Source organism: Paenibacillus sp. J2R1T-4, from assembly GCF_059692235.1.
Genome location: NZ_JCAUBA010000004.1, coordinates 379,715 through 393,271 on the forward strand (window position 1 = coordinate 379,715; position 13,557 = coordinate 393,271).

The following is a 13,557-nucleotide window of genomic DNA, read 5'->3' on the forward strand; positions in this document are numbered from 1 at the left end:
GACTTAGACATGGTGGCACAAGAGAAGATCTCCGCACGTCAATTTACGATACTGGTGGCTCTATTCTCAATAGGGAGCGCCATCCTGATTATCCCGTCAACAATAACGTTTTACGCCAAGCAAGATGCCTGGTTGTCGACCATTATTGGGATCGCTATAGGACTGGGAGTAGTCTGGTTATATTATAAGGTGGGCAACACCTTTCCCTCTCTGAACCTGGTTCAATTAAATGAAAAATTGTTTGGAAAATGGCTAGGCAAAACGGTTGCTTTTCTGTTTTTTGGCATTTTTTTTATATCGGCACCGGTCTCTAATGTGTTTTATATCGGGAATTTTATGACGTCTCAAATCGTGCCGGATACCCCGGTGCAATCCATAAACATTCTTTTTATGATCATTGTGGTGATGGGAGTGCGTCTGGGATTGGAAACTATAGCGCGAACAGCAGAAATCTTGTTTGCGTTGTTCTTATTCTTATTTATATTTCAGGTTCTGTTCATCTTGCCTCAGATTGAGGTGGAAAACTTATACCCTACTCTTGAGTATGGTATTAAGCCGAACCTGACTGGTGCTCTAATGTTCCTGGGTAATGTTACCTTCCCGATTGTTTTGCTCTTGATGATTAGCCCGTCTCAAATTATTCAAAAGAATAAGGTGCGAAAGGCACTTTTGATCGGAAATCTTATGGGGGGGCTTGTACTGCTTACTATAATCACTCTAAGTATATTTGTATTGGGACAGGATCTTACGATCAGAAATACATTTCCGAGTTATGCCTTAGCCAAGAAGATTAATATTGGGGACTTTCTTCAACGTATAGAGGTATTTATGGCTTTTTTGTGGATTATATCGCTCTACTTCAGATTGTCCCTGTACTTTTATGTCATCGTAACCGCGTTAAGTCAAATCTTTAATCTGAAAGACTACCGTCCCTTGGTAATGCCGATCGGACTTATACTTGTCCCGCTTGCAATCATTGGGTATCCGAACAGTGTCTATGATCAGTACGCAACCATTACGTTTTGGGTCCCATTCTCACTAATCGCATGTGTGGCATATCCTTTACTGCTGCTCGGACTTGCGTCTATTCGGAAGGCGCGCGGGTCTTGAACTTGCGCCGAATGACTGCAAACAGATGTTAATTTTAGCTTTGCGGAGAAAATGATTGAAGTGTACAAGAAATTATTTTAATTCTAAATATATTGTGGATAATCAATATATTTAGGTGGGATGAAAATGATTTTGAGAGGCCTTGTTGACATTAACATCTCGTCAGATCTGGACCCAAATACTATTTTTATTAACGAATGCGGGGGAGGACCCGCGGCCAGTTTGTTTAGAATTCCAGATGGTTCTATTGTTATTCTCCAGAGGGGAACTATTAAGAAAAGGGTTCGTGTTGTTAAGGGAGATGCCTCGGAATGCGATTTCCATACCGCTGCATTAAATACGAATACAGCTCGGCTGTTCAGAGTTAAAGAGGAACAACGTTTTTTGCTCGTCTTCAATGAGAAAACGAAAGTAATGAGAATGTTTAGAGCACCTGTGACCCGTGACACGGCTCAGTTCGTTCTTGATCGGAATAGACTCCACGAAAATACCATAACCCTAGTTGGTCCATTTATTGATGATTTAGGGATTTTCAGTACCAGAAAAACGATAATCGTCGTCCGTGGTGCAGTATGCAAAACATTTAGAATATTGAAAAGTGGAGTAGAGACTCCGGAAATTTCCTTTCAACTAACAGCAAATAATGCGGCAAAATTTAAATTGAACAATGGAAGAAGATATCGATTGTCTTATAATCAAATAACAAACAGACTTGTAATTGGAATGCAAGTGACATAAACCTTATTTGGAACCTCTATCGAACTGATCCCTTTAACCAATGTCACTGTTATGAACAAGGGATTATTTACCCGTACAGGCACGCATCCGCTAATGCCCACATACACTCTAATAATACTGTCGCATGGGGTGATGATGGAGTGCCTGGTTTCTTTACTGCATTTGCTTTTTTTATCAAAGAATTAATGCTGCTCGTTTCCTATGTGAAAAACAATGCGTTTCCTCAACCATTAGCAGAAGAAGACGAAGAGAAGCATCTGCGTCGAATGGCAGAAGGCGACCAGAAATCCCGCAACCTGCTGATCGAGCATAATTTGCGACTTGTGGCGCACATCGTCAAGAAGTTTGACAATACTGGAGAGGACTTGGAAGACCTGATCTCGATTGGAACGATCGGGTTAATTAAAGCGATCGAGTCCTTTTCACCGGACAAAGGAACGAAGTTGGCCACATTCGCGGCACGCTGTATTGAGAACGAGATTCTTATGCACTTGCGTTCGCTGAAAAAGACGCGTAAGGATGTTTCACTGCATGATCCAATCGGAACGGACAAGGAAGGTAATGAAATTACTTTAATCGATATCCTCGGCACGGAAGCCGACGATGTCGTCGACAAGGTACAGCTGAAGATAGAGAAGTCGAAAATATACAAAAACCTGGATATACTGGACGAGCGGGAAAAAGAAGTGGTCATCGGCCGTTTTGGCCTGGAGCATGGCGGGGAGGAGCGGACGCAGCGGGAGATTGCCAAGGAGCTTGGGATCAGCCGCTCTTACGTGTCGCGGATCGAGAAACGAGCACTAATGAAGCTGTACCATGAGTTTTATAAGGTGAAGCGGTGAGGGAATAACCGAGCAGTCTGTCAGTCGGCAGGCTGCTTTTTTAATTTGTAACGTTTATCTGAGGGGGCAACATTCCAGAATATTACGCAACAGCATCTAAAAAGTGCGCAGTAACTGTTATCTGAATTTGGTCTTCATTAGGATTCAGCAGCAAATGGTTATCTTATCTAATAATTGTATCTTATTTAATTCGATGGTCCCCTGCCTTAATTCAACCACCTTTACTGCACTCCGTATTTTAGTACTTAATCGATTTGGTTTCATATCCGGAATAAGATGAACAATTCTCCCTTCTTTATCAAGAAACAATACATCAATAATAAACTTCATACCGAAGGTATGAATGGAATTACAAGGGTCGATCAACAATGCTTCTTTATCCGTTACACATCGTTTACCCAACCACCCCGTTAATCGGCTAGCAATATTATTTGCCAAGTAAGCAGTATCGGATAGGGGTACTTTATTATCATTTAAGTAAATCTTCAAATAGATACTTTCTTTGCATAATAGTCGCATTTGAACTAATTCCACCCTACCAAATATAAATAAGCAATCATAGAGCCGAAAGACAAATATGGACCGTAAGCGATAGACTGATCTCTTCGAACCTTTTTAGTAATTAATAATACTGATGCTGAAATTCCACCAAGGATTGAAGCAACAACAACGGCTATCAGTACGGACTCTACTCCTAGATAAACTCCACATACGGCAACGAATTTCACATCACCTGCTCCCAATCCACCTCTACTTAGTAGATACAAGATTAACATGATCAAGAACCCTGTTAGCATGCCATAGACAGAAGTTTGGAACTTATCAATAGGATGTAAGATTCTAAGAATGAGACCAACTATGCATGCAATCATTAATAAATGATTCGAAATAGTTTTTGTGCGAATATCATGTATGGTGACTGCTGCAAGAAATATCATAAAGAACAATCCTATCATTAATTCTTGAACCATCGTTGACCCTCTATCTAGATATTTATCTAATAGATTCCTGAAAAATAACACATAAAAGTAAATATAAGATAAATTATAAAATAATATGGATATTTTTGTATGTACAATTGGGTATATGTCCCTATATAATACACATTATGACACAATTAACTACACAAATAAATGCTAAATATACTACTTTATTACTAATTTCGGTATATTTTAGGACTTTGGGTTGATTCGCGTTAGGGTATGAGACTTACGGAAAGGCAGGAGATGATTTGAGATTATTTAAAAAAATGACCCGTGATCAACGAGGTCAGTCAGTTATTGAAGCCGCCATTATCATGCCTGTCTTGTTGTTAATTATTATGATAATGGTTTTTTTAGGTGTGTTTATTTTTAATAAAAGTATGGTATTGTTAGCCGCACATCAAGGAGGACGAGAAGCGTTAAATTTTCGTACGGATTCAGTGAATACAGAAGAACAGAAAAACCAATATGTTAGAAATGCGATTTTGACAACGCTTTCATCTTTGTCAAGTGAAGGTCAGCCACCGAATGTACAAATTGTAAAGGATGAGGCAACAGGACTAGCGCATATCCGGGTTACATATAATTTCTCTCTGAACCTGCCATTCGTAAAAGAAATAACGGGCAGGAGCTCTATCCCCTTAAAATCCGAGGTGATATATAGATATGCCCCGCCTAACTACTAAAAGCTGTGTGTTCCATATTCGACTGATCAGAGGATTAATAAAGAATGAGCGGGGATTTACGACAACCTTCATGGCAGCCATGCTTCCCGTTATCATTGGGTTTCTTGGCATTTGTATCGATGGGTCCTTTTATGTATTTAATAAAATGAAGCTCGACATGTCTACGGATGTTGCAGCAAGGGGCGCCATTCATTCATTGGATCTTTCGATCTGGGCAAATGAGAGGCGGATAGTTCTCGATCCCACTAGAGCACATGGTGTAGTTACGGAGTTGTTACAGCGGAATATGTCAACAGCCAGGTTAACGAAATTTGAAATTCCTCCGACCGCGAGAGAACAATGCAATATTGAGACGGAAGTCACAACGAACACATTCTTTATGAGAATATTCGGAGTTGATACTTACACCATTAAGGCAAACGCAAGTGCTAGAGGCTATGATCCGAGTACAAATAATTAAAGGGTGAACGAATTGATTATATTTATTTCAGCAGGAGTATTCTTTTTATGTACCCTATTTTCTATCGATTGGGCGTCACTTAGGAGGACCAGGTATTTACGCCAAAGCACCCACGTTATTCTGTCAAAGAAGGTTGTACATCATTCAATAGCGGGCACTGCGTTATATCGAATCCTGACCCGGTTGGCTGATCAATACGCTAATGTGATGAATATTGAAGGAACATCGATTCGTTGGAATCGGTATCGGCTTAAAATGAGCACCACAGATGAACGCGGATTTGTAACCGTTCGCCAGTTTGTAGCTTTAAAACAGCTTTGTTCACTAGCCATTGCTCTCTACTTCATAATCATCATGACTGCCCAGTTCTCACTTACTTTTTTATTACTCGGTGCAGTTGCTAGCCTGATTGGATACTTCATCCCCGATCAATTGCTAGAAATTAAGCTGAAGCATCGTCGAGCCGAAATAGAGCGAGAAGTTCCTCCCATCCTTCTATCATTGGCGGTAACAACAGATGCTGGGCTCAGTTTGCTCCAAGCAATGGAAGAAGTTTGCAGTCGGAGAGAAGGCCCCTTAACTGCGCATATTCGCAGGGTACTTCAAGAAATAGCTGTTGGTATTCCACAAAAAGAAGCCTTTCAGAACATGGCGGATCGAATAAGGGTAGAAGAGGTAACCGTCTTTGTGTCGGTGCTCCTTCAGACTATGGAGAAAGGTTCTGCCGGTATAACCGTTATGCTTCGAGATCAAGCCAACACCGCGTGGGGCAGACGAAAAAGCAGGGCTCGTGAGCTCGCAGGCAAAGCATCCATAAAATTGTTTCTACCTCTCATTTCACTGGTACTACCAGCGCTCATGATCTTCTTAATAACGCCTGCTATCTTCTCAATATTGAAGTTTCTCTTATACTAGGAAGGCGCTCCTAAATAAAGAACGGATGTGACAATCATAATGTTGCAGTTAGGCAGTATTTGCGCAGGAATTTTGTTTTTCTTGTGTTATGTTACCTTAATGAACTTTATATTCGGCAGGAAGAACGACAACCAGTTCCTTACCAAATACTACAATGACATTAAGGGATTAGAGGTGGAGAAACGGTCGTTTGCCGAGAAGATCCTACTTTTAAACAAAGAACAACGATCCTATGCATTGAATACAAGGAAGTATTTTGCTATTGTTCTGCCTGTTTGTCTGGGGATCTTTTTATTTATGGTTTTTTTCTTTAGGAGTTGGAGCTTTGCATTAGCAATATGTTTAATAGGTTTATTGTATCCCCGCTTTATTATACTTAGCCTGATCAAGAAACGAAGGACCCTCTTAAACTATCAATTAAAGGATGCTATGTTCTCGATTGTTTCTTCATTAAAGGCTGGTTCTTCTCTTCAATCCGCTGTAGAACGCTCGGTAGGAGACTTGCAGCGTATTTTCCATTCCGTAAAAGATGCACCAATAGTCATTGAATTTAACCGTATGGCAGAGGAATTACGAATGGGGTATTCTATCGATGAAACTCTGTCAGCATTCCGTGACAGAGTGAATTTAGAAGATGTAACAGATTTCGTTAATGCAACACTTATTGCTCGGAAACGAGGTGGGGATTTAACAGAAATCCTGAATCGAATTTCACAAACGATCTCTGAGAAAATTGAAATATACAGTGAAATCCAAGTCTTGACAGCAGGCAAGCAAATGGAAGCTAAGATCTTGTCTATGATGCCCATTATGATTGTTCTATGTCTTTCTTTATTATCCCCTGAGTATATGCAACCCATGTATGAATCGTTTTGGGGTAAATGCCTTTTATTCATAGGATTTGTATTCATAATAATCAATTACTTTATTAGTCGAAAAATAGTCGACATACGTATTTAAATGATGCAACAGAGGTGGAACAAAATATGACAAAGTATGTTTGGATTCGTACGATTGCTGGTTTAATGCTTTCAGCCATAGTTGCCCTTTCTGTGAATGGTTACCTGAAATCACTAAAACAAGAGGTTGAAGTTGTTGTAACTACCAGAGATATTCCTGAGCAAACCACGATCGTAGAGGATATGCTCAAAGTGATTCGAGTGAACGCTTCGAGTCAGAAGCAACTGTCACCTAATGCGTTTAGTTCCACAAGGGATGTAGTAGGCTTGATTACCATGAACGGATTTAAAGCAGGTGAAGTCATGGAGGATGACCCCAAGTTGTTTTTGATAGACGGGAGAACGGGTACCTCTAATATTCGTGTTCAAGGTGAGATCGGGAGATCCTTTTTTATACCAACAGATAAACGGGCGATTACCGTAAGGGTAGATGCAGAAGGTAGTCTCGCGTTCAATCTGAAGAGAAGCGATAGAGTGGATGTAATATTCACATCGATAAGTAGTGATACAGGAGGTGCCTATGCAACTACACTTTTGCAGCAAATAGAAGTATTCGATGTAGAGGAAGTAGTAACTAAAGATAACGTTGGCAGCACCTCTCAGCAAAATGTGACTCTACTAGTATCACCGCAAGAAGCTCAAGATCTCACTCTAGCCAAACGTAAGGGGAAAATTGATCTGTCTCTCAATCCCGTCAATTCGAAATCGGGTCCATTACGAGTATCACAGCCAACTTACACGGAGGTTCCGAAGAAATGATGACAGAAAGCAGGCTACTCATATGAAAAAACAAACCATTACGATTACTGTAGCCTCTCCTCAAGGCGGATCTGGCAAATCGACCATTGCCGTTAATCTGGCGCTCCATCTGGCAAAGCAAAATGTGAAGGTGCTGCTTATGGATTTTGCTGGTTATGGAAGTCTGCCTTCGATGCTGAGAATTCCGATTCGCGGAACTGGAATGTCGGGCTTGTTAACTGCGCTTGAGCAGCAAGAGGAGCTCCCCCAGACGGATTCATTCGTTCCGAGATTTCAGGAGTCCGTATATACCCACAAAGATTATAGGATGCTTCATCTTATGTTAGGCGCTTCTCCGCTAAAGATGGAGAAGCTTTCGATAAGGAATACGGAATATTTGCTGCGTATAGCTCAAGCCGATCATCAGCATGTAATTATATTGGATACTTCTTCAGAATTATCGGAGCGCAATCTGGCATGTTTTGAGCATTCCGATTTCATCATTGTGCCTACTCTGCAAGATGTGACCTCTGGATGGAAAGTCATTCTTTTCAAGGAAATTCTCGATAATCTCGGTGTGTCCAAAGAAAAGGTGGGGCTTGTTGTGAATCGCTGCTCTAAGCATTCCGGGTTCTATAATAAGGAGCTGGAAACCGAGATTGGCTACTCCATCCTGTACGAAATCCCGGAATTGTCGCCCAAGCTTAGGAAATTCATTAATTCCGGCATTCCTTTTGAGAATTGCGGGAATCGCAAAGCGGCTGCACCTTTTCGACAGCTGGCAGAGCTTCTCTCCAGGAAGGAGGGGCTGAAGCTTGAGCATTGAGGAGATTATTAAGCAGCGTCAGCAGGCACTGCTCGAAATCGCGGCCGGGACGGAACAGACTGCCCACAGGACGGATGACAAGAGTCAAGTCTATCAAGTAGTGAGACAGCGAATATCGGAGAATAGAGATTTGTTTGCAACCATTAACCAACAGGACAAGCAGTTCATACGTAACCATATATGGAAAATTATTGAGGACGAGCTGCAGAGCAATCGGGCTGGCTGGATATTGAGTTCTTATGAGAGAGCCGAGATTCTAGAGCAGATTATGCACACGATGTTTGGTTTCGGCATACTGGAGCCATTAATACATGATCCCTCAATAACGGAAATTATGGTGAACGGACTAAGTAAGATATTTATCGAGAGAGACGGTCAAATGCAGTTAGCCAAGGATCGTAAGGGCGTGCCATTGAAATTTAGTAGAAGTGAAGAACTGCTTCATGTGATTGACAAAATTGTGTCCCCTATTAATCGGAAGATTAACGAAAGCGATCCCATCGTAGATGCCAGATTGCCTCAAGGATTTCGAGTCAATGTAGTCCTCGATCCAATCTCACTCGACGGCGCGGCTATCACGATACGTAAGTTTCCAGATAAGCCCTACACCATGAAGCAATTAAAGGATTACGGGACGGTTTCAGAAGAAACAATGGATTTGTTAGAGCGTTTGGTTCGAGCTAAGTACAACATTATTGTGTCAGGTGGAACCGGATCGGGCAAAACTACCTTCCTTAATGCTCTGAGTATGTTCATTCCTGCAGATTCCCGACTGGTTACAATAGAAGATGCTGCTGAGCTGAAGCTAATACATGCTGAGAATTTGATTCGACTGGAAACACGTCCCCCTAATATCGAGGGAAAAGGCGAAATAAAAATGCGTGAGCTGCTGAGAACCGCTCTTCGGATGAGACCAGATCGAATCATAGTAGGCGAGGTCAGAGGTGGAGAAGCGCTAGATATGCTGCAGGCTATGAATACAGGCCACGACGGCTCGCTCAGCACTGGGCATGCCAATTCGGCCAAGGACATGCTGATTCGGTTAGAAACGATGGTGCTAATGGCTGGATTGGAGCTTCCCATTCAAGCCGTCCGCCAGCAGATAGCTTCAGCAGTCGATATCATCATACATCTCAATAAAATGCACGACGGTAAGAGAAAGGTAGTGGAGATCAGTGAAATAATAGGAATTCGTGAGGGGGAGATTGAGACACAGTCACTATTTGAATGGGATAAAGAGTTAGGTATTCTCCGCAAGACAGCAGTGACATTGAAGAGAACCGACAAGCTGTCAGTCCAATGATTAAGCATAATGAAAAAACCGTGAAGGGGGGTGAACGGCAATGAAGTATGTGGTTAGTTTATATTTGGCTTTAGGCAATTTGGGAGAGCGATTGAAAAGAGATCAACGTGGGCAGGCATTAAGCGAGTATGCCATCATTATTGGAGTGGTGGCGGTTATTATCATCGCGACACTCGTCCTGTTCCGAACTGCGCTCACGAACCTGTTTGGACGTATCGTGAACTATCTCAATGGCGTGACATGAATAGAGCAGAAAGCGACACAAAACCCCCGGACTTTGGCGAGATCGGAGTTAGGCCACTTCCTGCACGATGTAAGTATAACATATTTGTGTGAAAGAGTTCCTTGGTAAACAAGGTGTTACATGAGAGTTGTGAAAGGAGATCATCCATGGATTTATATTTAAAGATTACTTTAAGGCTTCTGATAAGCATAGGTTTGTTAATCTTAGTAGTTGTTTTTCTCCCCCTCGCAGGTGCTTCAGAAGCACAGGCTTACGGAGATAAACAATTGGATTCGTTGGAACAAACTACAGCTTTGACAAACAAGGACAGAGTAATTGAAACATTGGATAAGAATACAGGACAAATAATAAGAGAAATAATTGATAAACGCAGTCGTAACAGCAGCACTTACGTGAATAGCGACGGAAGCCTGACAACCCATACTTCTGAGCATTCGCTTAACTATTTCGATGGACAGGCATGGCAAGAAATTAACACCAAAATTGATTCAGACAGAACGAATTCCAGTTATACACACAGCATGTTAAAAAATAACTTCAAGGTACGGCTGAACGATAAAGGGAGGAGTCAGGATGTCAAGTTCTTCGTCGATGACCAGTCCATTTCTTATCGCGCACAGAATATGAATAATGTAACAGGGGTTGTCAGTGAAGACACGATAAAATACATTAATGCCTGGCACAGTACGGATCTCCTTTATCAGGTGCAAAATGATTTGTTGAAAATGGAGTTGCATCTAGCTAATAGACAGGCTCCTAAAACCTTTTTATTTGAGATGGTCATGGATAATGTGGAACACAGAGTGAATCCAGATGGTTCTATTGATTTTTTCAATGAGAATGGCAATTTGGCCTTCCAAATGCCCCGACCTTGGGTCAAAGATTCATCGAGCAATGAGGAACGGTTTGATAAGTTGAAAGTTGACCTCACTCAGAAGAAAGGGAAAACGTTCTTGGAGTTGACCTTGGATGACAAGGGATTGCAATACCCGATCGTGATCGACCCAACAACCAGCTTGCCTGTCCTAGGTGGTGGATCTAGACACTCGTTGGAGTTAAGAAGTAATGGAACAGTGTGGGCATGGGGAGATAACTCGTGGGGGCAATTAGGCATTGGTACATATACACCTAGTAGCGTCCCAATTCAAGTGAGTGGATTAACTAATGTTGTCAATGTTTCCGCAGGAAATTTCCATTCCCTAGCTGTAAAACAAGACGGGACAGTCTGGTCCTGGGGGAATAATTCAAATGGTGAACTGGGAGATGGAACAACTTATCAGAGAACAATTCCTGTACAAGTAAGTGGATTAACCAATGTTGTCTCCGTTGCCGCAGGAGGTTACTATTCTTTAGCCCTTAAACAAGATGGGACGGTTTGGGCATGGGGGGGGAATTCGAATGGACAACTGGGAGACAGTACAACGATTCCAAAAACAACTCCCGTACAAGTGAGTGGATTAACCAATATCGTCACCGTCGTTGCAGGAAGAGACCATTCACTAGGCTTAAAACAAGACGGAACAGTCTGGTCGTGGGGGTATAATGTAGTTGGACAATTGGGAGACGGAACAACGATTAAGAAAACAACGCCTGTACAAGTGAGTGGATTAACCAATGTCGTAACCATCAATTCAGGATATCTCCATTCTCTAGCCGTTAAACAAGATGGAACAGTCTGGTCATGGGGGTATAATGAAAGAGGACAACTGGGAGACGGAACAACTAATCAGAGAACAATTCCTGTACAAGTAAGTGGCTTAAATAATGTTGTCGCCGTTGCCGCAGGATATTACCATTCTCTAGGCTTAAAACAGGAGGGAACAGTCTGGTCGTGGGGGAGTAATGATAGTGGACAACTGGGAGACGGAACAACAATTCAGAGAAAAACTCCTGTACAAGTGAGTGAAATAACCAATGTTGTAGCCATAGCCGTTGGCGATAACCATTCTTTAGCCTTTAAGGAGGATGGGACGGTCATGGCATGGGGAAGTAATGGATATGGGGAATTGGGAGGCGGAAGACCTGGAAAAAGATATACTCCTGTCCAGTTGGTTGGAGTAGCAAATGTTGTTAACATTACTGGTGGACAGCTCTTTTCTGTAGCTGTTAAGCAAGACGGATCAGTTTTGGCGTGGGGGGATAACGGATTTGGACAATTAGGAGACGGAACAACGATTAAGAAAACAACGCCTGTACAAGTGAGTGGAATAACCAATGTCGTCGCTGCCAATGCAGGAATTCTCCATTCTCTTGCCGTAAAGCAAGACGGAACAGTCTGGTCGTGGGGGTATAATGGATCTGGACAATTAGGAGACGGAACAACGATTCAGAGAACAACGCCTATACAAGTGAGTGGAATAACCAATGTCGTCGATGCCAATGCAGGATATCTCCATTCTCTTGCCGTAAAGCAAGACGGAACAGTCTGGTCGTGGGGGAACAATGGGTATGGACAATTGGGAGACGGAACAACGATTCAGAGAAAAACGCCTGTACAGGTGAATGGAATAAGTGATGTCGTCACCGTCGCAACAGGCACTGTATATTCCATAGCCTTAAAACAAGACGGAACAGTCTGGTCGTGGGGGGATAATGGATTTGGACAACTGGGAGACGGAACAACGATTCGGAGAATAACTCCTGTACAAGTGAATGGATTAACCAATGTAGTAGCCATAGCCGCAAGGAGTTACCATCCTATTGCCCTCAAAGGAGATGGGACGGTCTGGGAATGGGGAGAGACGAAAACAGGTTATAAACAAACTCCTGTGCAAGTGAGTGGATTAACTAATGTTGTCACCGTTGCTTCCGGAAATTCCCATTCTCTTGCTGTTAAACAAGATGGTACGGTATGGGCGTGGGGAAACAATGACTTTGGGCAATTGGGTAATGGGGTACCATCATATGGTAGCGCAACTCCTATACAAATAAGTGGATTAACCAATGTTATTACAGTTTCTGCAGGAGATAACCATTCACTAGCCATTAAACAAGATGGTACGGCCGAAGCGTGGGGGGATAACACTAGTGGGCAAATAGCAGAGGGAACACTCTATTTTTCAACTACACCTATTAACTCTGCCATAAATGATACACTTCCGCCGACATCGCCTACAATATATTTGAGCTCAGACACCTGGTCTCAATATCAATTAATGACTGTTATTCCTGGAATTGACAATGGCAGTGGAGTGCGGAAGAGTCAATACAAATTTGGAGCCTCAGGAACGTGGATGGATTATGCATATCCAGTAAGTGTTAGTGTTAATGGAGAGACAACTGTATATGCTAGAACATTGGATAATCAAGGGAATATCAGTGCTGAAGCGAGTGCGGTGGCTAAGGTAGATACAACAACACCTACTGCTCCCGCGATAGCTTTAAGCACAACGGCTTGGTCCAGTACGAATGTAACCGCAACCCTAACGTCAGGAACGGATAGCGGAAGTGGCGTACAGAAGAGCCAATACAAACTGGAAGCCGCAGGGACGTGGACAGATTACTCCGCTCCTATTGCGATAAGCGCTGAAGGTCAGACAACTGTGTACGCCAGGACAATGGACAATGTGGGGAATATCAGTGCTGTAGCGAGTGCCGTGGCTAAGGTGGATAAAACAATACCTACCCTTCCCGCTATAGCCGTGAGCACAACGGCTTGGTCCAGTACGAATGTAACCGCAACCCTAACGTCAGGAACGGATAGTGGAAGCGGCGTACAGAAGAGCCAATACAAACTGGGAGCCGCAGGGACGT

General features: G+C 42.5%; 14 protein-coding genes. 12 read left to right on the forward strand and 2 right to left on the reverse strand.

Annotation, left to right across the window (positions count from 1 at the left end; translation table 11 throughout):
- Positions 1–9 precede the first annotated feature (9 nt).
- The 3 genes from AC58QD_RS10610 (at position 10) to sigK (ending at position 2,690) form a co-directional block, all read left to right on the forward strand.
- On the forward strand, positions 10–1,110 hold the full coding sequence (locus AC58QD_RS10610; protein ID WP_497332843.1) for a GerAB/ArcD/ProY family transporter: 1,101 nt from the start codon (positions 10–12) through the stop codon (positions 1,108–1,110).
- Positions 1,111–1,236: 126 nt separating this feature from the next.
- On the forward strand, positions 1,237–1,848 hold the full coding sequence (locus AC58QD_RS10615; protein WP_497332845.1) for a hypothetical protein: 612 nt from the start codon (positions 1,237–1,239) through the stop codon (positions 1,846–1,848).
- Between the two features lie 140 nt (positions 1,849–1,988).
- Positions 1,989–2,690 carry an RNA polymerase sporulation sigma factor SigK gene (sigK, locus tag AC58QD_RS10620; protein WP_497332847.1) on the forward strand — a complete coding sequence of 234 codons (702 nt, stop codon included), beginning with the start codon at positions 1,989–1,991 and terminating at the stop codon, positions 2,688–2,690.
- A gap of 144 nt (positions 2,691–2,834) precedes the next feature.
- Here the strand turns inward: sigK and AC58QD_RS10625 are convergent, their stop codons facing one another.
- A complete protein-coding gene (locus tag AC58QD_RS10625) occupies positions 2,835–3,179 on the reverse strand; it encodes a DUF192 domain-containing protein (RefSeq protein WP_497332849.1) in 345 nt (114 codons plus the stop codon).
- A 35-nt stretch (positions 3,180–3,214) separates the two neighbouring features.
- The gene (locus AC58QD_RS10630) at positions 3,215–3,661 is read right to left on the reverse strand and encodes a prepilin peptidase (protein WP_497332851.1); all 447 of its coding nucleotides are present in this window, start codon (positions 3,659–3,661) and stop codon (positions 3,215–3,217) included.
- A 260-nt stretch (positions 3,662–3,921) separates the two neighbouring features.
- Here AC58QD_RS10630 and AC58QD_RS10635 point away from each other — a divergent pair, with 260 nt between their 5' ends.
- The 9 genes from AC58QD_RS10635 to AC58QD_RS10675 form a co-directional block, all read left to right on the forward strand.
- A complete protein-coding gene (locus AC58QD_RS10635) occupies positions 3,922–4,359 on the forward strand; it encodes a TadE/TadG family type IV pilus assembly protein (RefSeq protein ID WP_497332853.1) in 438 nt (145 codons plus the stop codon).
- A complete protein-coding gene (locus AC58QD_RS10640; protein ID WP_497332855.1) occupies positions 4,340–4,819 on the forward strand; it encodes a TadE/TadG family type IV pilus assembly protein in 480 nt (159 codons plus the stop codon). Before AC58QD_RS10635 ends, AC58QD_RS10640 begins: the two co-directional genes overlap by 20 nt.
- Positions 4,820–4,831: 12 nt before the next feature.
- On the forward strand, positions 4,832–5,734 hold the full coding sequence (locus AC58QD_RS10645; protein ID WP_497332857.1) for a type II secretion system F family protein: 903 nt from the start codon (positions 4,832–4,834) through the stop codon (positions 5,732–5,734).
- 39 nt (positions 5,735–5,773) lie between these two features.
- Positions 5,774–6,694, forward strand: coding sequence for a type II secretion system F family protein (locus AC58QD_RS10650; protein WP_497332859.1), 921 nt, complete (start codon positions 5,774–5,776; stop codon positions 6,692–6,694).
- Positions 6,695–6,720: 26 nt separating this feature from the next.
- The gene (cpaB, locus tag AC58QD_RS10655; RefSeq protein ID WP_497332861.1) at positions 6,721–7,452 is read left to right on the forward strand and encodes a Flp pilus assembly protein CpaB; all 732 of its coding nucleotides are present in this window, start codon (positions 6,721–6,723) and stop codon (positions 7,450–7,452) included.
- 22 nt (positions 7,453–7,474) lie between these two features.
- On the forward strand, positions 7,475–8,257 hold the full coding sequence (locus tag AC58QD_RS10660; protein WP_497332863.1) for a CpaE/TadZ family protein: 783 nt from the start codon (positions 7,475–7,477) through the stop codon (positions 8,255–8,257).
- On the forward strand, positions 8,247–9,560 hold the full coding sequence (locus tag AC58QD_RS10665) for a TadA family conjugal transfer-associated ATPase (protein WP_497332865.1): 1,314 nt from the start codon (positions 8,247–8,249) through the stop codon (positions 9,558–9,560). The genes AC58QD_RS10660 and AC58QD_RS10665 overlap by 11 nt, the downstream gene beginning before the upstream one ends.
- Before the next feature lie 40 nt (positions 9,561–9,600).
- Entirely contained in the window at positions 9,601–9,804 is a 204-nt protein-coding gene (locus AC58QD_RS10670) for a hypothetical protein (protein ID WP_497332867.1), read from the forward strand.
- 146 nt (positions 9,805–9,950) lie between these two features.
- The coding region (locus AC58QD_RS10675; protein ID WP_497332869.1) for an RCC1 domain-containing protein at positions 9,951–13,557 on the forward strand (3,607 nt) is incomplete at its 3' end.

Bases quoted from the DNA above. Each gene is read 5' to 3' on its own strand.
- AC58QD_RS10660 (WP_497332863.1), top strand. From the start codon at position 7,475: ATGAAAAAACAAACCATTACGATTACTGTAGCCTCTCCTCAAGGCGGA.
- AC58QD_RS10650 (WP_497332859.1), top strand. From the start codon at position 5,774: ATGTTGCAGTTAGGCAGTATTTGCGCAGGAATTTTGTTTTTCTTGTGT.
- cpaB (WP_497332861.1), top strand. From the start codon at position 6,721: ATGACAAAGTATGTTTGGATTCGTACGATTGCTGGTTTAATGCTTTCA.
- AC58QD_RS10610 (WP_497332843.1), top strand. From the start codon at position 10: ATGGTGGCACAAGAGAAGATCTCCGCACGTCAATTTACGATACTGGTG.
- AC58QD_RS10615 (WP_497332845.1), top strand. From the start codon at position 1,237: ATGATTTTGAGAGGCCTTGTTGACATTAACATCTCGTCAGATCTGGAC.
- AC58QD_RS10630 (WP_497332851.1), bottom strand. From the start codon at position 3,661: ATGGTTCAAGAATTAATGATAGGATTGTTCTTTATGATATTTCTTGCA.
- AC58QD_RS10670 (WP_497332867.1), top strand. From the start codon at position 9,601: ATGAAGTATGTGGTTAGTTTATATTTGGCTTTAGGCAATTTGGGAGAG.
- AC58QD_RS10640 (WP_497332855.1), top strand. From the start codon at position 4,340: ATGCCCCGCCTAACTACTAAAAGCTGTGTGTTCCATATTCGACTGATC.